A 20,239-nucleotide genomic window follows, 5' to 3' on the forward strand; every position below is an offset into this window, starting at 1 on the left:
AACTAAAGCTTGAGCTTGGTCGTTACTCTCTCCCATCCGGACTATAACCGTCGGCTCCGGAATTACACCGGATCTGCTGACCTCCAGATTGCTCTGGAGCGCTCGCGGGCTTTCAGCGTTCGCTGATTTACCGCCGGTGGGGAGTTACACCCCGCCCTGAGAATAAGCAGACTTACTATAACGCCGATGATTTTCTCTGGCAACGCCAAACCTTAGAACATTTCGGGTTTCTAAGCAGCCTCACAGGCATTACAATTAGTGTTAATCGCGTAAGACAACCCCGTAAAATTATGGAAGCCGCTATGATTGACCCGAAAAAAATTGAACAGATCGCTCGCCAGGTTCACGAGTCAATGCCGAAAGGGATTCGTGAATTTGGGGATGATGTTGAGAAGAAAGTTCGTCAGGTTTTGCAATCGCAATTAACCCGTCTGGATCTGGTGAGCCGTGAAGAATTTGATGTGCAGACACAAGTGCTGCTGCGTACTCGCGAAAAACTGGCGTTGCTGGAACAGCGTATGACCGAGCTTGAAAGCCGTAGCGTTCAGGCAAAACCGGAAGTGACTCCGCCAGCCGACCTGTCAGAATAATGAATCACATTACTCTCCTGCCCGCAGGAGAGTAATTACATAATTAATTTTTATTACTCTCATCATTTCACTGCTAAAAACATATAAATCGGTTTATATTCCCTTCACCTTAGAAATATCCGAAACATTACACATTCTAATTCGAATAAAGAGCAACTTATTGTTTTAACAAAACAATAATAAAAGCATCAAAAACACCCAACAATATTACCAATTGATTTGGCATTTTATTTCTTATACATTTTAAAAATCATGTCAGTCATTAAGTTCGCCAGAAAAATAAAACATTACAGAATACAACATTCAAACATTTCACAGCGGAAGTAAAAATGATAAAAGAACTCATTCCCAATTTTCAAAATGAAAATAATTCAAAAACAAAAATAATAGCTGGCTCGCTTGCTGGCATCGTTATTTTAGGTGCGCTATTAGGCTCCTGGTACACCATTGATGAAACAGAACGCGGTGTTTTATTACGTAACGGCGCAGTGATTGAAGCCATTGAACCGGGCCTCTCTTTCAAAATTCCCTTTATTGAAAGCGTAAAAATTATTTCTGTTCAAAGCCAGGTCACTGTTTATGATTCCTTACAGGCATACAGTAAAGACCAGCAATCTGCGACACTTAAAGTTTCCGTTTCATGGCATGTTCCACCATCGGATGTCACGAAAGTCTATAGCCAGTATCAGAATGTCTCATCTCTCAATGATCGTCTGATTAGCCGCCAGGTTCCTACTCAGGTTGAGAATGTCTTTGGGGGTTATACCGCGGTTGACGCGGTGCAGCACCGTTTGCAATTGGTTAATGATATTTCCAACGCCATTAAGAAAAACGTTATTGGTCCTATTATTATTGATAGCGTTCAGGTGGAAAATATAGATTTCAGTGATGCTTATGAAAAAGCAGTAGAAGCCAGAATGACGGCTGAAGTACAAGTCAAAACAAGGGAACAAGAATTAGCGACCGAACAAGTTCAAGCTCAGATTCGAGTCACTCAAGCTCAGGCTGAAGCAGACGCTCAGTTAGCCAACGCAAAAGCCGAAGCGGAGGCAACTCGTTTACGTGGACAGGCAGAAGCGGAAGCTATTAAAGCTCGTGCCGAAGCACTCGCCAGTAATCAAAATTTGATTGAACTCACCAAAGCAGAACGCTGGAACGGTGTATTACCTACCACCATGCTGCCCACGGGTACAATACCGTTTATTGACACCACGCCAGGTAAATCAAGCCAGTAAAATTAACGTTCAAAAAAGCCAGCCCGTGCTCAATGCCGGGCTGGCTTTTTAGTTAACTGTTGTCCTGAATCTTCTTAATAATGTTGGTGGTCGAGCAACCATCTTCAAAGTTCAGCACCATCACTTCACCGCCGTTGGCCCAGACTTCTTTACTCCCGGCAATATCATCCGGTTTGTAATCGCCGCCTTTCACCAGCAAATCAGGCAACACTTCGCCAATTAAGCGCTGCGGCGTGTCTTCTTCAAACAACACCACCCAGTCCACCGCTTCCAGCGCACCTAACACGATCATACGTTGATCCTGCGGGTTCACCGGGCGAGTTTCGCCTTTCAGGCGTTTGGTGGACGCGTCGCTGTTGACTGCAACAATCAGGCGGTCGCCAAGTTTGCGCGCGTTTGCCAGATAAGAAACATGGCCTGCGTGAAGGATGTCGAACACGCCGTTGGTCATTACGACTTTCTCACCGCGCTTACGGGCGGCAGCCACGGCGACTTTCAGCTCAGCTTCGGTCATCACGCCAAAACCAGAATCAGCACGGCCACGTACCGCGTTCTCCAGCTCAATCGGGGAGACTGTAGAAGTCCCCAATTTACCGACAACCACGCCTGCCGCAGCATTGGCAAAGTAGCACGCTTCTTCCAGGGTATTACCCGCTGCAAGCGTTGCCGCCAGCACGCCAATTACCGTGTCACCAGCACCGGTCACATCGTAAACTTCTTGTGCCTGAGTTGGCAGATGGAATGGTTTGATACCCGGCTGCAATAGCGTCATGCCGTGTTCAGAACGCGTGATCAGCAACGCTGAAAGATCGTATTCAGCAATCAGCTGCATACCGCGTTCCACCAGCTCTTCATCGTTCTTACACTTGCCCACCACCGCTTCAAATTCAGAAAGGTTTGGCGTCAGCAGTGTCGCACCGCGATAACGGTTGAAGTCGGTCCCTTTCGGGTCAATCAGCACTGGCACTTTGGCCGCGCGGGCAAGGCTAATCATATGCTGTACGCTGGCTAAAGCGCCTTTTGCGTAATCAGAAAGCACCAACGCGCCGATATGCGGCAGCGCCTGGCTAATGCGTTCATGCAATGGCTCTGGATCAACACCTTCAAAACCTTCTTCAAAGTCGAGGCGGATCAATTGCTGGTTGCGGGAAAGTACACGCAGTTTGGTGATTGTCGGATGAGTCGGTACTGATACGAAATCGCACTTAACGTTCACGCCAGCCAGCGTTTGGCTGAGCGCACGCGCGGCATCGTCAATGCCCGTCAGGCCCACCAGGCGGGAATTTGCGCCCAGCGAAGCAATGTTCATCGCCACGTTAGCCGCGCCACCAGGACGTTCTTCAATGGTATCGACTTTCACGACCGGCACCGGAGCTTCCGGGGAAATGCGGCTTGTAGGGCCATACCAGTAGCGATCCAGCATCACATCACCAACTACCATGACGCCTGCACGGCTGTATTCGGGCAGCGTTACTTTCATTCCTGACTCTCCAGAGAGGGATAAAATTTTGTCGCGGATAATATCACAATTAATCTTATGCGCATGTGTGTGGCTCGCTGAGCCACTTGTGCCAGCTTCTCAGGACCTGTTCGCGCTCCTGAGTGAACGAATCCATAGCCACATTTCCTGTCAGTTCCTGCAACGCCAGGTGATGGAGTTCATCGCGTAATGTGACATAAGCATGCGTCAGCGCTTTCGCTTCGTCATCACTCATGATGTCGTTTTGCGCCATTAATTCCAGAATGCGCACATTGTCAGACCAGCGTGTCAGTTTTGGGGCCTGCACCGCATAACGTAAAACCAGATACTGCGTGATAAATTCGATATCGGTAATTCCACCTTCATCGGCTTTAATATCAAAGCGCTCGCGGTTTTTCCCGCCCAGGTGTGCGCGCATTTTTTCACGCATTTCCCGCACTTCGATCTGGAGTTTTTCACCATCGCGCGGCAGACAAAGAATTTTACGGCGAATGGCATCAAATTCCTGTTTCAGCAGCGGATCGCCATAAACAATACGCGCTCGCACCAGGGCCTGATGTTCCCAGGTCCAGGCTTCATTTTGTTGGTAATCGGCGAATGCTTCGGCGGTAGTCACTAACATGCCTGCCGCCCCCGACGGGCGCAAACGCGCATCCACTTCATACAAAATGCCCGATGAAGTTCGCGTGCTGAACAGATGCATTACGCGTTGTGCAAGGCGCAAATAGAACTGGCGACCGTCAATTTCACGCTCGCCATCGGTCATCACATCCGACGGGCAATCATGCAGGAAAACCAGGTCCAGATCGGAACTGTAGCCCAATTCCCACCCCCCCAGCTTTCCGTAACCGACAACCGCAAACCCGCGCCCTTCACGGTTTTGTAGATGTTTTGGCTGGCCGTAACGCCCCACCATTTGCACCCACGCTTGTTGCACTACGGCATCAATCATCGCTTCGGCAAGCCAGGTCAGATGGTCACTGACTTTCATCACCGGCAATGTTCCGGTGATATCGGCAGCAGCGACGCGCAGCAACTGCGCCTGTTTGAACTGGCGCAAGGCTTCGAGCTGTTGTTCTTCATCATCATCCGGCACGCGTAGCAAATACTGGCGTAGCTCATCACGATAAGCGTCGGTAGCCGTTGGCTGGTAAAGCGTATTCGGGTCGAGCAGTTCGTCGAGCAATAAAGGGTAACGCGCTAACTGACTGGCAATCATCGGCGAGGCGGCGCACAGCGTGATCAGGTGTTTTAGCGCACCGGGATATTCCGTCAGCAGCTCAAGATAGGTGGTTCGCGTCACGATACCGAGCAGCAGCGGCGTCAGGCGTGATAACGGCAACGGCGCATCGTTGCGCGAACAGGCTTCGCACAGCAGGCGCGGCATCAGTTGATCCAGCACCTGGCGGCCGCGCGGGCCAATGGTGCGTTTGTCGGTATCCTGGCGGAAATCGCTCACCAGGCGTAACACTTCGGCACGCGCTTGCGGCGTTAAATGCTCCAGAACGGGCGTGTTGGCGTCTGCATCCAGCGCGTCCTGCCACAATTCGCGCCACGCTTCGGCAAGTTTGTCTTCACCCGGTTCCGGCTCGTCGTCGCCAATAAGCTCGTTAAAGACCTGGCGCACGGCGCTCATATGCTGTTGCAGTGTTTCTTGCAGCTTATCCCAGGTCTGCGCCTTCATGCCCCACGCCAGACGTGCGCGGTTTAACTCATCGCCTGGCAGCGTTTGAGTCTGTTCATCATTGATACTTTGCAGCAGGTTTTCGAGGCGGCGCAGATAAAGATAAGCCTCTTTCAAATGAGCCGCATTGCCTTCCGGCAAGAGATGCAAATGTTGGATAGCTTCAAGCGTTGGGAGTAACGAGCGAGACTGCAACGAGGGTTCGCGCCCACCGCGAATCAGCTGGAAGACCTGGACGATAAATTCCGTTTCGCGAATACCGCCCGCGCCGAGTTTAATGTTGTCCGTCAGCCCCCGGCGGCGCACTTCCCGGGCAATCATCCCTTTCATGTTACGCAGCGACTGGATCACACTGAAATCAATGTAGCGACGGAAGATAAAAGGCCGCAGCATATTGCGCAGCTCCTGGCTCCAGACGTCGTCGTTATCGCCCATGATTCGGGCTTTGACCATCGCGTAGCGTTCCCAGTCGCGGCCTTGCTCCTGATAATAATCTTCAAGTGCGGCATAACTGAGCACCAGCGGGCCGCTGTCGCCAAACGGACGCAGACGCATATCGACGCGATAAACAAAGCCATCTTGCGTGGGTTGGTCGAGGACTTTTATCAGGCGTTGGCCGAGGCGGGTAAAGAATTGCGCGTTATCGAGTTCGCGCCTCCCACCTTGCGTAGAGCCGTTTTCAGGCCAGGCAAAAATCAGGTCTATATCAGAGGAGAAATTCAGCTCGCCACCGCCCAGCTTGCCCATTCCGAGAATCATCAACGGTTGAGCAACGCCAGCCGGGTTACACGGCGTACCAAATTCGCGGCAACAGGCGGCGTAAAGCCAGTCGCGAGCAGCAATAATCAGCGTTTCCGCTAATACACTCAGTTGCTTAAGCGAGCTTTCCGTCGGGACTTGTTGCAGCGCTTGTGCCCAGGCAATTCTCACCATCATGCGGCGGCGGAACCGGCGCAGCGCGGTCATTAACGCAGGCTCGCTGTCTACGCCCTGCAATGCTTCTTGCAGCCAGGTGGCATAGTGCTGCCATTCATCGGCCAGCGGAGGTGATTGTTCAAGCTCCGCTATCCATGCGGGATGAGCCGCCATGCTGTCACAAACAAAATCACTAAACGCCAACACTGCCTGAGCCTCGTGGCTTAGCGCCTGGCGGTCAATCTCTTGTGGCAGACGCGCCAGCGCCGCCTGCAAATGCTGTTGTAAAAGAGGCGCTTGCGACATCATGGTCGTATCCCTTAGTTATTTACCGCTATGCAGCCAGAATGGAGCCTGCGAAATAGCTTCATTACGATAATGTTCGATTTCTACCTGTTGGCGAGTAGCAATGGCGTGACGCAGGCCCTGCCAGTTTTCCAGCCAAGGTTGCGTTTTGGCATCTTCATAAACGCCTGCCAGCAGGCGGATAGAGCCGGTTTCACGCGCCAGACGCGGCAGTTGGTCAGCATAGCTATCGCCCAGCGGACGCTGGAAAGTTTCTTTCAGTTCTGCGGCGTGGCGCGAAAGATGGGTATCTGCGAAACGCTTAAATGAACCCGCCAGTTTGACGTTGGCTTTTTCATCGGTGAATTTCTGCCACTGACGCCCTACCAGCCATTCGGTCAACGCAAGTTTGGCCTGGCTGCTTTGCGCACTGAACGCCAGTTCAGGGGCTTTGAGATCGGATGCCAGCATGGTTTCATATTGGGCTGCCAGCTCACGCAGTTGCGTGCTCGCTTTGCGCGGGATAATGCCGCCGAACAGTGCCAGCGCATGGCGCACAAGGCCAACCGCTTCCAGAACCTGCGCTTTCGCTTTGCCGTTGCCACGCAACCACAGTTCTTCGTGGTACTGCCAGTGTGAAAGAACCAGTTCCATCGAGCCTTCCAGCCCTTGTTCAACCGTGGCTTTTGGCGCAACACGCAGAACCGTTAACGGCTTGATTTCTCTATCCGCATTGCCCTGCGCAAGATGATAACCGCGCGCAGCTTTGCTCAAGTTACCCTGACGCAAGCCTGGCTGCGCAACGAGTTGCTTAGCGAAACTCAGAACGTCTGCCGTTTCACCTTCGAGCAGCTCAATTTCCAGCTCGCACAGAGGCTCAGCCAGTTCACCCGCTTTCACTTCACCTAAATCCAGGGCGACTTCAATACGGCTTTTACCATGCGTCACCACCCATTTTTCACGAGCAAAATCAGTGCTGAACAGCGGGTTAAGCTGCGGTTGTAATGCTTCTGGAGAAACCCCTTCAGGCCAGATTTCAGCCGGGAACTGCGCAAGCGCCAGTTCAGCTGATTTCAGCTCAACATTATATTCCGGGCGCTGATGCAGCCCGCCGGTCACACGGCCAGCGATTTTCATCGTCATTTCATAGCGACCGTTATCGCCACGAATGCGCAACCCCATATCATGACGGCGCAGCAGGTTGTCAGCGGTTTCATAATAGATGTTGAGCAACTGGCGAGGTTCGCTGTGCTGGCTTTCAAGCGCATTTAAGGTGTTACGAAGAGAATCCAGCTCAACCGGATTAACAATAAATTTGAGTTCGATTTCTTGGGTCATCGTCTTTTTACTTTTAGTTGTGTCACATCGGGCTAATGCCTGACGAACTTAATCGTTTGATGGGTGTCAGTAGATAATATTTTTCGCCAAATTACCATGAGTGGCGCGTATTTTGACGGGCCTGGTGCTACGCGCATTTGGTCAAATTCACACCAGGATGATTCCCATTCAGGTTTACGGATTGCACCGTCAGACTGATGCCACTACTATCGTTCCACTATTTATGACAATAACGACGAAATCATGCACAAATTCCGCCTAATTTGCCTTACTTTGCTCTCTCTTAGCGTTTCTGTTGTGGCTCATGCCGATGAAAAACGTTACGTATCTGATGAACTGAACACCTGGGTGCGTAGTGGCCCTGGTGATAATTATCGCTTGCTCGGCACCGTGAATGCGGGTGAAGAAGTCACCCTGCTGCAGAGCAATGAAGAAACCAAATATGGCCAGGTGCGCGATAGCAATGGCCGCACTTCCTGGATCCCACTGGCGCAATTGAGCACGTCTCCAAGCCTGCGCATTCGTGTACCCGACCTTGAAAACCAGGTTAAAACGCTGACTGACAAACTGAATAATATCGACACCACCTGGAATCAGCGCACCGCTGATATGCAGCAAAAAGTGTCGCAAAGTGACAGCGTGATTACCGGTCTTAAAGAAGAAAATCAACAGCTTAAAAATCAGTTAATCGTCGCGAAGAAAAAAGTTGATGCCGCGAACGTGCAACTCGATGACAAACAACGCGCCATTATTATGCAGTGGTTCATGTACGGCGGCGGCGTCGCTGGTTTCGGTCTGCTGCTCGGCCTGTTGTTACCGCACATGATCCCAAGCCGTAAGAAGAAAGACCGCTGGATGAATTAATCTGCCACCCTGTATCCTACACTTAAGCATTATCTTTATTGGTTAACAGATGCAGGGGCTTTAAAGCGTGAAGATTTATCTGGTCGGTGGTGCAGTGCGTGATGGGTTGTTGAGAATACCGGTCAAAGATAAAGATTGGGTTGTTGTGGGTGCCACACCGCAGGAAATGCTCGATGCTGGCTACCAGCAGGTCGGGAAAGATTTCCCTGTGTTTCTGCACCCTAAGTCGCGTGAAGAATATGCGCTAGCGCGCACCGAGCGTAAATCAGGCCAGGGCTATACCGGTTTTACCTGTTATGCCGCGCCGGACGTGACGCTCGAGCAAGATCTGCTGCGCCGCGACTTAACGATTAACGCCATTGCGCAGGACGAAAACGGCGAATTTATCGACCCCTACCACGGGCGTGCCGATATCGAAAAACGCCTGCTGCGCCATGTTTCTCCCGCTTTTAATGAAGACCCGCTGCGCGTTTTACGCGTGGCGCGTTTTGCTGCACGTTACGCCCACCTTAATTTCCAGATTGCCCCGGAAACACTGGCGCTGATGTCCTCAATGGCCGCCAACGGCGAACTTGAGCACCTCACCCCGGAGCGCGTGTGGAAAGAAACAGAAAACGCCCTCACCAGCCGTAACCCGCAGGTTTATTTCGATGTGCTGCGCAAATGTGGCGCGTTGAAGGTGTTATTCCCGGAAATCGACGCGCTGTTTGGCGTACCAGCTCCAGAAAAATGGCACCCAGAAATCGACACCGGTATTCATGTGTTGATGACGCTGGCGATTGCCGCGCAACTCAGCCCGGAAGTAGACGTGCGTTTTGCCACACTCTGCCACGATTTAGGTAAGGGTCTGACGCCAAAAGAGTTCTGGCCGCGCCACCACGGGCATGGCCCTGCAGGCGTGAAGCTGGTCGAGAATTTGTGCCAGCGCATGCGCGTGCCGAATGAAATCCGCGACCTGGCCAAACTGGTGGCCGAGTATCACGATCTCATCCATACGATTTCTATTTTGCAGCCGAAAACTATCGTCAAATTGTTCGATGCTATCGACGCCTGGCGAAAGCCCCATCGCGTTGAGCAAGTGGCTTTGACCAGCGAAGCGGATGCCCGTGGGCGCACAGGTTTTGAAGCCAGCGATTACCCGCAGGGCCGCTTACTGCGTGCCGCGTGGGTTGCCGCGCAAAGCGTGACCAATAAAGAAGTGATTGATGATGGATTCAGCGGCCCGGCGATTCGCAATGAACTTACTCGTCGCCGTATTGCCGCTGTAGAAGCCTGGAAAAAAGAAGCCGGACTGGTTACGCCTGCTGCGAACTGATTGATGGCGGTTGGCGCATTTTCACGCCAACCGCCATCAACACCAGGTATCCCGCACACGGCAGTAAAAAACTCAGGCGCAAGCCCGCTGCATCCACCAGCCAGCCTTGCAGGAACGGGAGTACCGCGCCACCAATCCCCGCCATAATCAAAAACGCCGAAGCGAGGCTGGTTTTATCCCCCAAATTGCGCACGCTTTGGGCGAAAATCACCGGGTACATCAGCGAATTCATTAAACCCACCAACAGTAAACATACGCCGCCCCACAAGTTGCCGAATAACATCGCGGCGATGACCAGCGCACCAGCAATGACAGTAACGATGCGGAAAACCGTCAGCGCATTCACCCGATGCGCCACCAGGCTGTACAGCATTCTTCCCGCCAGCGAGCCGCCCCAGTAAATCGCAATCAGCGATGTGGCCTGTTGCAGATCCAGGTTTCCCAAAGAGCGATCGCTGAGATAGCTCAATGCCGTGGTGCCAACCGCCACTTCCACGCCGACGTAGGTAAAAATCGCCAGCAACCCCATCATAAAATGAGATTCACGAAACAGCGCTTGGGCCTGATGGCTTAAACGCTGCATCTGCTGCTGGCGAAAATCGGGTAGATGGCGGGTAGATAACAAAACGATTAATCCACATGCCAGGGCCGCAAGCACCACGAAAAGCCAGCGCACCGGCTCTTGATGTGTCACCTGAATCACAGGAAAAAGCATCAATAACCCCGCCACCAGCAGCGGTGCGATGGTCGTCCCCGTGGAGTTAATCGCCGAGGCCAGGCTTAACCGTCCCGCGGCTGTTTCTTCCGACCCTAACCGTGTGACGTAAGGGTTAGCGACCACTTGCATCGCCGCAACCCCCATTGCCAGGATGAATATCGCCATTAATACCAGCGAAAATGTCACCAGCCACATCGCCAACGCCATCAACAAACAGCCGACAACGGCAAATCCCACCGCCAGCTTGAGCGTCGTTTTATAACCCAGGCGCGCCATCAGCGCCGAACAGGGCAAACATGCCACGAACGGAGCCAGATAGAACGCCACATTGACCAGCATCGCGTCGCGGTAAGTCAGTGAAAAGTAGTGATAGAAGAACGGGATCAATACGCTGTTAATACTGGTCAGGCAGCCCCAAAGGAAAAAGGCACACGCCAGCACGCTCAACGGTTTGCGGTAGCTTTGGGTGGTTTCTGGCAACGTGGTCGTTAAGGTCATTTGCATTAGTCCGTTAAAGAACCGTCCATTAAAGCGCCAGTTCAGCCGATAAAAGATCGGTGATTGCAGCGGCATCCACCAGCGTTTCCAGTTGTTCGCGGAACTCGCTGTGCATCAGTTTGCGAGCCAGACGTGAGAAAATCTTCATGTGATTGTCCTGCTCCGACTCATTCACCGTCAGCATGATAACCAGTTTCACATCAACATCTTCCCCCCAACTCAGCGGCGAATTTAAACGCAAAAGAGAGATGCTGCTGTGCGAAACATGCGGAGATTTGCAGTGTGGGATCGCCACGGAAAACCCGAGCGCCGTGGAGAAAACGGCTTCACGATCCCAGATAGCCCGCTCAGCCAACGCACCCGACACCACTCGCTGCCGCACTTCCAGGTTATCGGTCAGCAATTTAATGGCTTCCTCTTTGCTGCTGACGGTTTTATCCAGTAACAATAATTCCTGCGCCAGCACCGGTTTCTGCGATTGCGCTCGCATAAACTGCCCGATAAGTTCCAGCACCTGTTCGCTGTTATCGCAGGCAATTGCCGCCTCAATAAGCTGCTGACATTGCTGAACATCAAGCGAAGTTAGCGCTTCCTTACATGGCGTGATGGCGCTTGCCGACATGCTCAGTTGTGTCAGCCCCATGCCGATAAGCAGTGGCAACATTTGTTTATCCGCAGCCATTTCACCGCACAAACTGATTGCCAGCCCGGCGGCTTGCGCACGTTGCGTAATATCCCGCATCAAGGCTAAAAACGTCGGGTTACGGTAGTCATAAAGATGGCGCACATGCGGGTTTCCACGGTCACAAGCGAGGAAATACTGTGCGAGGTCATTGCTGCCGATAGAGACAAAATCGAGATAGTTAGCCGCTTTTTCCAGAAGATAGAGCGTTGAAGGGACTTCAACCATAATCCCCAGATGCCACTCGCCAACTGGGATTTCTTCCTGCTGTAAGGTTTGTGCAATGTGAGCAAACTGACCGTGTAACCACTGAATTTCCGCCAGCGTGGCCACCATTGGCACCATGATATTCAACGGCCCGACGGCACTCGCCCGTAACAAAGCCCGCGCCTGCGTGGTGAAAATCTCATGAAATTGCGGGTACATACGTACCGCGCGGTAGCCCAAAAACGGGTTTTCTTCTTTTGGCAGATTAAGAAATTCACAGGGTTTATCGCCGCCGATATCCAGCGTGCGAATGGTGATTTTTTTGCCTGCCGCCTGGCGTAGCACTTCGCTATACGCCTGATATTGCTCGTCTTCATCCGGTGCCTGGCTGCGTTCGCAGAACAGCATTTCCGTGCGGAACAGACCCACGCCATCAGCGCCATGGGCAAAGGCACTTTGCGCTTCCACGGCCAGCGCAATATTTGCCAGCACACTGACGTTAGTGCCATCTGCGGTTGCCACATTCTGCCCACGCAGCGGCGCACTGCGCTCGGCAATTGCCTGCTGTTTTTGGGTTTCCAGCCGATACCAGCTTTCCATCGCCGCATTCGGGTTCACCACCAGCACGCCATAACGGCTGTCGAGGATCAACACGCTGGCAGTGCGCGTGAGAGTTTCACTTTGCGTTACGCCACACAGCAACGGAATGCCGAATGAGCGCGCCAGAATCACGGTGTGCGAGGTTTCGCCGCCGTCGCCCATCACGATGCCTTTTAGATGCGGGTTGCGCAGGCGCAAAAACTGCCCCGGCGTCAGCGTGCCGCTACAGATAACAATGCTGTCCTGCATCAGCGTCATTTGCGCTTCCAGCGGCCTGCCCAACAGCCTGGCGGCAATCCCCTGGCAGAGATCGCGAATATCGATCACCCGCTCGCGCAGATACTGACTGCTGCTTTTGAGCAATGGCTCGCTTAACGCCTGCGCCGTCAACGCAACCGCCTGCAAAGCGTTATGCGCCGAGGCGTGCGAAAGCAGGCACGATTTAAACGCCGGATCGCTGAGTAATTTGAGCTGCGCGTCCAGTACTTGCGCGGCATGCGCATCGGCACTTTTAAGCGTCTGTTGCGTCAACGCCCAGGCATCAAGCAGTTGTTGCTGCTGGCGAGCAACGTCCGTTGCCGGTTCATGGCGCGATAATTCATGAAGATCAACCGAATCAATATGTAGCGCAACGCCGCGCCCAATCCCTTTGCTGACGCCGTTTCCGCGCACATATTCCGGTTTTGCATGTTCAATAAAAACCGGCAGCGGCTGATTATGCGTATCCGATGCAGGAGCCAGCGGTTCGTCGCAATCGGCAAAGTCATCGCGCATAAACGCCTGAAGGCACTCAAATGCCGCCTGCTGATCTTCACCTTCAATCAAAAACTGGCACGAATCGCCGTGAGTGATATCCGCGCCAATCATTCCCAGCACGCTTTTCGCATCCGCCTGAGTATTTTTGCTGAGATTAATTAAGGTGATAGCCGCTTTAAACGACTGCGCACATTGCTCAATTTCACTGGCGGGGCGGGCGTGAATGCCGTTGGGCAAAGTACAGATAAAGTCGAGCGTTAGCATGTTTTCGCCCCTTCGAAAGTGATAACAAAAGTGGCGGGTGCGCAGGTCGGCACCGACTCTTGCAAGGCTTTCAGCGGTGTTTCTGCAAGCGTTACCGATGTAATTTCCCCATTTGCGATCACCGTTCCGCACGGAAGTGTTTGCGCCGTTGGGTTCCAGCCGCGAATAACTAACGCATCGCTATGTTGAGCTTTTTTCAGCGTGCTGAAATGCAGCGCGGTGTCCCAGGTTAAGACGCTGTAATGCGGCGGGAAAACGCGCCCGTGAGGGTTAGTACGAAAACGTGACCAGCCGGTCGCAAGCCAGGCGTGAAGGTTGCCGCGAGCCAGTTCAACGTCATGCCAGAAACGATGGTCTGCGCCGTTATTCATTGCCAGCACGCTGAGTTTGAAGCGGTGCAACCCCTGGATTTGTGAGTCAGGCGACGGCAAAACCATGCCCGATGCACGACCAGGGCGATAAGGCATATTGGCCTGCCCCAGCCAGCCGACGCTGCGCAGTAACGTCACCGCGATAACATCCTGACAATCTTCATGAATCTGGTATTCACGCAGCCCTTTGGTTACCGCGCACAAACCACGAGTGTCGTTGTGCATCATCACCTGGCTTTGCATCGGATACAGCGCAACGGGCGCTTCGGTCCATTGTTCTTCCTGCCAGACCGCCATTTCCGGCGGCAGATTTGGCCGCTCAATGAGGCCGAATGGCTGGTCGGCAAAGTGGGTGAGTTGCTCCACACCCGTCGGTAGCAAAACCTGTAAACGGTGATCGCGAACGGTGTTATTGACGTCGATTGCCACATCCAGCCAGGCGTTGTTATTCACCAGCGTAATGCTCATCGTAATATCCAGTTCGGCATTGGCATCGCGCTCTTTACGGGCCGCCAGATCCTGCGGCACCGCCATCTGCCAGTTGAGCGTCAGACGGCTTTGCAATGGCCCTTGCTCGCCGTTGATTGAAGTCAGGAATTCATCGCTATTGATCAGCCAGTCTTCAAACGGCGGCGAATAGTTGTAGTTATCGCCAGCGTCACCGCCGTCAACCAACTGCAAAATATTTCGATAAACCTGCTGGTTGCGCTTATCCGTCAGCGTCAAAATCCCGCGTTTGTCTGCTTCAAGGCGCAGCCATTCGTTTTCCAGTTTCACGGCAGATTTTATCTGCCGCTCAAATCCAGCGCCGACGCCCTCTTGCAGATACAGGGTCTGGTAGCCACAGGCCGGAATATCCGCCACTTCGAGCAGCAACAGGCATTTGCGATACCAGGTGGTTTCGGTGCTGTTTGACAGCTCCTGAACGATGATCGACATATCCTGGCGGCTTTTTTCGATAATCTGCCAGCGGCGCTCTTTGCCTTCGCCATCGACCACACGGAAATCTTGTTCCGGGGTGAAAATCGTCAATTCCACCAGCCCCGCACTCGTCTGCGGGCGGGCATTAAAGATGATGATTTTCTTGCCGTCCTGTTGCGCCGTAATCCCTTCGGCCAGCATTTTCATATTCAGGTCGATAAGCTGATTCGCCATCTCCAGCCCGGATTCGAGGCGGTTTTTTACCATCGCATTAACGCGATCGGAGTTGCAGCCGCCGATGCTGTCGTGGGCGTGGGATTTCATCGCTTCGCGCCAGATGTTGTCCACCGCGTGTTGCGGGTACGGCAGACCCAGCCGCCAGTTGAGCACCAGTAACGGTTCCAGATGCTGGCTTAACGTCTGTTCGAGTTGCGCATTGAGCTGTTTGATATCCATACGGGTGGAGAAAATACCGCGATGGATACGCATGTATTTCGGGCTGATCAGCTCACCCTGGTATGTCGGCAAAGTGATGTGAACGCTGTCCAGGGCCTCGAAGAACTGGCTGAAACTGCTGCGCACAAAGTGGTAGTCATCCTGCTGATGATTGAGTTTGTCGAGCATCGCCGGAACGCGATACTCAAACGGCGACTGGTCGTTGCCGTTAGGCAGCAGAACGTGGTCGGTAAGAGAAAAACGCGTCTGTTTTGCGAGAATGGTTTCCAGCGCTTTTTGCCCGGCCTGCGGGTCATCCGGCAGCCATTTCGCGCAGCCGTATCCCCATGGCAGCACGGCGGTGGTGACTTTGCTGCCGTCGGCGGCCTGCCAGCTAAATTCGCTATGCGCCACGTTATGCTCGCTCCAGCCGCGCCAGATAACGGCGTAGTCGATAGCAAACTGTTGTAAAAACATCGGTAGTTGCGCGCTTTGCCCAAAGGAATCAGGCACATAACCAATCGGCATGGTGCCGCCAAAACGCTGGCAATCCGCGTGGCCCAGCAGCAAATTGCGGGTAATCGACTCCGCTCCCACCACCAGAAAATCGCTCTGCGTATACCACGGGCCAATCACGATTCGCCCCTGCTCGACTAATTTCCGCAACCGCGCTTCCTGATGCGGCGCGACACTTAAATAGTCTTCAATCACCACGGTTTGCCCGTCAAGAACGAATGGCCCGAGGGATTTATCTTGTTCCAGACGTTGTAATAAATCGTCCATAAAATAATAAAGCACGGCTTTTGAATCATTCTCAGTGAAATACCACTCACGGTCCCAGTGAGTATGTTGTACCAGATGAACTGTTTTCATATTTCGACCCTGACATGATGCTGTCGATATTATTTTTCGCAGCATCATCTCTTTATTTTAAATGTAGAAAACCCTGAGACTCAGCAGCCCCATTTATATTTGTTCGCGATAGCTTAGCGGCTGACTTTAAATTTCGGCGCGGGCGCTACGGCTTTTTCTTCTTTGGCACTGGTAATATTCGACTGACGAAACACCAGTAATGAACCCACCGCCACAATCGCGGAACCCACGGCAATCGACAGGATGTAAATCGGCCAGCCATCGACCGCTAACCAACCGTAAAAACCGGATATCGGTGCGTGGTTGACTGCGCCTAAACCCACCGCCATTGCCGCGCCCGTTGCGGTACCGATGACATTGATAACAATGATTTTCGGGTTCGCCAGCGCAAAAGGAATCGCCCCTTCGGAGACGCCAATCAAGCCCATCAAAGTTGATGCTTTTCCTGCTTCCTGTAGCGATTCAGGGAAGCGGTTTTTCCAGATAAGCGTGGCAACGCCGAGGCCGATTGGCGGGATGATAATCGCCACTTGTGCGGCGGTGTTTGGGTCGTAAATACCCGATGCCAACAGCGCCATGGCGGTTGTGACAGCGGCTTTGTTCACCGGGCCGCCAAGGTCAAAGCCGACCATGCCGCCAACGACTGCGGCGAGAATGATTTTGTTGGTGCCGGACATCGCCAGCAGCCACGCTTCCATGCCACGGTTCAGCGCCGCCAGCGGCGTGCCAATCACAAATGCCATGATGATGCAGGTCAGCAGAGTGCCGCCGACAGGCAGAATAAAAATCGGCCCTGCGGAAGCCAGCGAACGCGGGAGTTTCACTTTTGCGGTCAGCAAACGCACGACGTAACCCGCGACAAAACCCGCCGCCAGCGCGCCGAGGAACCCGGTTCCCAGGTTGCTGGCTAACAGGCCGCCAACCATACCTGGCGCAATTCCCGGTTTGTTAGCAATCGCAAAGCTGATGTAACCCGCAACAATCGGCAGCATCAAAGAAAGCGCTAAACCACCGAAGCCATCGAACTTATGCAGCATCTGCACTACAAGGCTTGCGGCCTGTTCGTGGCTGGCATCCCAAATGTTATCAATGCCATACATCGAGGCACCGATACGGGCGATGCCCATAATCACCGCCCCGGCGATGACGAACGGCAGCATGTAAGAAACGCCGGTCATGATGGCGTTTTTCACTTCTGTACCCGTGGAGGATTTCGCTCCGCCACTCTGAAATTTAGCCATGATTGATCTCCTGCTCGATGGCTTCAAACACCGCTTCACCAAATTTGATCGGGTCTGCCACGCTGCATTCCAGTTTTAACATGCCGTCGAATCGCTCTTTGTTGTTGATAGCAACATCTGCGGCGATGATCACGCCATCGGCGCGCGCCAGGTCTTCTGCGGTGATTTCGTTCTCCGCGCCCATGCTGCCCTGGGTTTCGACTTTGATTTCATGCCCGCGACTTTTGCCAGTGATTTCCAGCGCTTCAGCGGCCATAAAGGTATGGGCGACGCCCGTTGGGCATGCAGCTACACAAACGATATACATAATGGTTTCTCTCTCGGGTCGGATTTAGGCAATAAAAAAAGCACAATGGCGATGAGGCGCATTGTGCTTTTTAGGCAATAAAACAGTGATTTATGTGAATCTGAATTGGCATCTGACTCGCCGCTCAAACGCTGGCAAACCAGTAACTGATGCACACTACGGGTGGTGAAACTAAAGGCTAATTCATGGCGCAGTTGGGCAACAAGGCGGGCGTGAATAGACGTTTTTACGGTGCAGGCAACATGAGGGATCGGCAGGCGTTTATTGGAGGTAAACAGGCTCTCACCGGCACAATCCCAAAGCCGCGACCAGCCGCCAGAAAACTCATCTTCACTATTTTCCTGGGTATTTTCATCGGCTTCACTGAGTGATTGGACCGAGTTGAAACAGCAAAGCCCACTCAGTAATAGCTTCACGCTGCTGAATTTCCCCAGCAGGCAGTAGAAGCAATAACTGATGATTCGGTGGACAATGGCTGACATATTATCTCCAGAAATGAGCATTCGATAATAGTCAGTAAGCGGGTAATGTAATGTGATTGTTCGCACAATTTTTTACATTATGATTATCTGCATCAGGAAATAAAAAAGCCACTCTAAGTGAGTGGCTTTTATTATTAACGGTTAACGTTAAAAGAAGACGAAATAAACCACCGCCGCCACCGCAAAGCGATAAATAGCAAATGGAATAAAGGAAATACGTTTGATAAGTTGCAGGAAGGTTTTAATCGCAATCAGCGCCACAATAAATGCGGTAATAAAACCAACGGCAAACATTGGCAAATCCGCCATGGTTAAAAAGCCGATGCTCTTATAAACATCCAGAACCGTCGCACCCATCATCATTGGCACGGCCAGTAAGAATGAGAACTCAGATGCCGCATAACGGCTGATGCCCATCAGCATGCCGCCGGAGATGGTGGCACCGGAGCGCGAGAAACCCGGCCACAGCGCTAAACACTGGAAGCAACCAATCGCAAACGCCTGGCGATAAGTGATGTCATCAACGCCAACCGCACGCGGCTCTTTTGGCTTGAACAATTCCGCCGCAATCAGCAGCACGCCGCCAACCACCAGCGCATACATCACGTTTATCGGGTTAAAGAGCGATTTGATAGCGTCGTGGAAAATCAGCCCCAGAACCACCGCGGGCACCATACCCAGCAGAATGTGGATGAGCGTTAAACGCCCTTTACCTTCACCTTCATGCTGCGGACGACCAAAGTGAATGCCGATAAGGCCAAACAGGCGACGCCAGAACATCACGACGACAGCAAGAATAGAACCTAACTGGATAACAACTTCAAAGGTTTTTGCCTTATCACCTTCGAAACCCAACAGGTGGCCGACAATAATCATATGGCCGGTAGATGAAACGGGTAAAAACTCCGTTAACCCCTCAACAACACCCAAAATCGCTGCAATAACTAACGAGTGCAGATCGCTCATTAATAAACCCTCTAACCCCTAAAACGAACATGAAAAAAGCGGCATGCGCCGCGAAAAGATGACAGTTAAGACAAAGCCAGACCTGTTTGGTTTAACAAATATGAACTTAATTATTGGCTTTCAGATTACTGCCACGCTCTATCACCACCCCAACATTAGCAGCCTGCGCAACGGCACCTGGCTTACTGACTTTTAAACGCACCCACGGTGAGTTAAAGCGAGTCAGTAGCAATTGTGCCACTTCTTCAGCTACACGTTCCACCAGCGCAAAACGCCCGCCGGAAACATGATTGATCACCGCTTCGCTGACATCAGCGTAGCTTAAACAATCTTTTACATCATCGCTGCTCGCCGCCTGGCGGTTGTCCCAAGCCATTTCGATATCGAATACCAGCTTCTGAGAAATGGTTTGTTCCCAGTCATAAACACCAATCGTGGTGATTACAGTCAGTTGCTCTATAAATACAATGTCCATCACGCCCTGCCCGGTTTTTAGTCACGCCAGATACCACTTCCGGCGAAATATGCGTATTATCCACAGATGCAGAGAATACAACGACACTTTCAAAATGGAACAGCGTTATGAGTGCAATCGCGCCCGTCATGATCCTGCTTGCGTATCTTTGCGGCTCCATTTCTAGCGCCATTCTGGTCTGCCGAGTTGCCGGTCTGCCCGATCCCCGACTCAACGGTTCCGGCAATCCAGGTGCGACCAACGTCTTGCGACTTGGCGGTAAAGGTGCAGCCGTAGCGGTACTGATTTTTGACGTTCTCAAAGGAATGTTACCCGTCTGGGCAGCTTACGAACTCGGCGTGACACCCTTCTGGCTTGGCCTTATCGCCATCGCCGCCTGTATTGGTCATATCTGGCCGGTATTCTTTAATTTTCATGGTGGCAAAGGTGTGGCGACGGCCTTTGGCGCAATCGCCCCTATCGGCTGGGATTTAACCGGTGTGATGGCGGGAACGTGGTTACTAAGCGTGCTGCTGAGCGGTTACTCATCGCTGGGTGCGATTGTCAGCGCGCTGATTGCGCCGTTTTATGTCTGGTGGTTCAGACCGGAATTCACCTTCCCGGTGGCAATGCTTTCCTGCCTGATTTTGATGCGCCATCACGATAATATTCAGCGCTTGTGGCGCGGCCAGGAAACCAAAATCTGGAAGAAACTGCGCAAAAATAAAGACAAAAAAAAGGAGTGATTTCTCACTCCT

General features: G+C 52.5%; 16 protein-coding genes and 1 riboswitch. Of the genes, 5 read left to right on the forward strand and 11 right to left on the reverse strand.

What is annotated here, in order from left to right; translation table 11 throughout:
- Positions 1 to 20: 20 nt before the first annotated feature.
- Positions 21 to 168, reverse strand: a riboswitch (FMN riboswitch).
- 134 nt (positions 169 to 302) lie between these two features.
- Together ubiK and D6029_RS01735 are read left to right on the forward strand one after the other, a co-directional pair.
- Positions 303 to 590: a ubiquinone biosynthesis accessory factor UbiK gene (ubiK, locus tag D6029_RS01730; RefSeq protein WP_120063106.1), complete on the forward strand. Its 288-nt coding sequence runs from the start codon at positions 303 to 305 to the stop codon at positions 588 to 590.
- A gap of 329 nt (positions 591 to 919) precedes the next feature.
- Positions 920 to 1,825 (forward strand): prohibitin family protein, encoded by a 906-nt coding sequence (locus D6029_RS01735; RefSeq protein ID WP_120063107.1) that lies wholly within the window; start codon positions 920 to 922, stop codon positions 1,823 to 1,825.
- Positions 1,826 to 1,877: 52 nt separating this feature from the next.
- On the opposite strand, the gene hldE is transcribed toward D6029_RS01735, so the two are convergent.
- Genes hldE through D6029_RS01750 form a run of 3 tightly spaced genes read right to left on the reverse strand, consistent with a single transcriptional unit; the run spans position 1,878 to position 7,527 of the window.
- Positions 1,878 to 3,305: a bifunctional D-glycero-beta-D-manno-heptose-7-phosphate kinase/D-glycero-beta-D-manno-heptose 1-phosphate adenylyltransferase HldE gene (gene hldE / locus D6029_RS01740; RefSeq protein WP_120063108.1), complete on the reverse strand. Its 1,428-nt coding sequence runs from the start codon at positions 3,303 to 3,305 to the stop codon at positions 1,878 to 1,880.
- A 55-nt stretch (positions 3,306 to 3,360) separates the two neighbouring features.
- Entirely contained in the window at positions 3,361 to 6,210 is a 2,850-nt protein-coding gene (gene glnE / locus D6029_RS01745) for a bifunctional [glutamate--ammonia ligase]-adenylyl-L-tyrosine phosphorylase/[glutamate--ammonia-ligase] adenylyltransferase (protein WP_120063149.1), read from the reverse strand.
- 18 nt (positions 6,211 to 6,228) lie between these two features.
- Positions 6,229 to 7,527 carry a CYTH domain-containing protein gene (locus D6029_RS01750; protein WP_120063109.1) on the reverse strand — a complete coding sequence of 433 codons (1,299 nt, stop codon included), beginning with the start codon at positions 7,525 to 7,527 and terminating at the stop codon, positions 6,229 to 6,231.
- 243 nt (positions 7,528 to 7,770) lie between these two features.
- On the opposite strand from D6029_RS01750, the gene D6029_RS01755 reads away from it, so the two are divergent.
- Positions 7,771 to 8,391, forward strand: coding sequence for a TIGR04211 family SH3 domain-containing protein (locus D6029_RS01755; RefSeq protein WP_120063110.1), 621 nt, complete (start codon positions 7,771 to 7,773; stop codon positions 8,389 to 8,391).
- Positions 8,392 to 8,458: 67 nt separating this feature from the next.
- Entirely contained in the window at positions 8,459 to 9,706 is a 1,248-nt protein-coding gene (locus D6029_RS01760; protein ID WP_120063111.1) for a multifunctional CCA addition/repair protein, read from the forward strand.
- On the opposite strand, the gene D6029_RS01765 is transcribed toward D6029_RS01760, so the two are convergent.
- The 8 genes from D6029_RS01765 to folB all read right to left on the reverse strand — a co-directional run bounded on the left by D6029_RS01765 (position 9,687) and on the right by folB (position 19,502).
- Positions 9,687 to 10,922 (reverse strand): MFS transporter, encoded by a 1,236-nt coding sequence (locus D6029_RS01765; RefSeq protein WP_120063150.1) that lies wholly within the window; start codon positions 10,920 to 10,922, stop codon positions 9,687 to 9,689. The genes D6029_RS01760 and D6029_RS01765 overlap by 20 nt on opposite strands.
- Before the next feature lie 28 nt (positions 10,923 to 10,950).
- Complete coding sequence (gene ptsP, locus D6029_RS01770) at positions 10,951 to 13,431, reverse strand: phosphoenolpyruvate--protein phosphotransferase (protein ID WP_120063112.1); 2,481 nt, start codon at positions 13,429 to 13,431, stop codon at positions 10,951 to 10,953.
- Positions 13,425 to 16,031: a glycoside hydrolase family 38 N-terminal domain-containing protein gene (locus tag D6029_RS01775; RefSeq protein ID WP_120063113.1), complete on the reverse strand. Its 2,607-nt coding sequence runs from the start codon at positions 16,029 to 16,031 to the stop codon at positions 13,425 to 13,427. The genes ptsP and D6029_RS01775 overlap by 7 nt, the downstream gene beginning before the upstream one ends.
- 113 nt (positions 16,032 to 16,144) lie before the next feature.
- The gene (locus tag D6029_RS01780; protein WP_120063114.1) at positions 16,145 to 17,272 is read right to left on the reverse strand and encodes a PTS fructose transporter subunit IIC; all 1,128 of its coding nucleotides are present in this window, start codon (positions 17,270 to 17,272) and stop codon (positions 16,145 to 16,147) included.
- A complete protein-coding gene (locus D6029_RS01785; RefSeq protein ID WP_034493201.1) occupies positions 17,265 to 17,579 on the reverse strand; it encodes a PTS fructose transporter subunit IIB in 315 nt (104 codons plus the stop codon). Before D6029_RS01785 ends, D6029_RS01780 begins: the two co-directional genes overlap by 8 nt.
- Positions 17,561 to 17,995: a hypothetical protein gene (locus tag D6029_RS01790; RefSeq protein ID WP_147365211.1), complete on the reverse strand. Its 435-nt coding sequence runs from the start codon at positions 17,993 to 17,995 to the stop codon at positions 17,561 to 17,563. The genes D6029_RS01785 and D6029_RS01790 overlap by 19 nt, the downstream gene beginning before the upstream one ends.
- 213 nt (positions 17,996 to 18,208) lie before the next feature.
- The gene (gene bacA, locus D6029_RS01795; RefSeq protein ID WP_120063116.1) at positions 18,209 to 19,027 is read right to left on the reverse strand and encodes an undecaprenyl-diphosphate phosphatase; all 819 of its coding nucleotides are present in this window, start codon (positions 19,025 to 19,027) and stop codon (positions 18,209 to 18,211) included.
- A gap of 106 nt (positions 19,028 to 19,133) precedes the next feature.
- A complete protein-coding gene (gene folB, locus D6029_RS01800) occupies positions 19,134 to 19,502 on the reverse strand; it encodes a bifunctional dihydroneopterin aldolase/7,8-dihydroneopterin epimerase (RefSeq protein ID WP_120063117.1) in 369 nt (122 codons plus the stop codon).
- A gap of 107 nt (positions 19,503 to 19,609) precedes the next feature.
- Between folB and plsY the strand changes: the two genes are divergently transcribed.
- Positions 19,610 to 20,227, forward strand: a complete 618-nt coding sequence (gene plsY / locus D6029_RS01805) for a glycerol-3-phosphate 1-O-acyltransferase PlsY (protein WP_120063118.1) — start codon at positions 19,610 to 19,612, stop codon at positions 20,225 to 20,227.
- The last annotated feature ends 12 nt before the right edge of the window (positions 20,228 to 20,239 follow it).

Source organism: Buttiauxella izardii (assembly GCF_003601925.1).
Lineage (GTDB): Bacteria > Pseudomonadota > Gammaproteobacteria > Enterobacterales > Enterobacteriaceae > Buttiauxella > Buttiauxella izardii.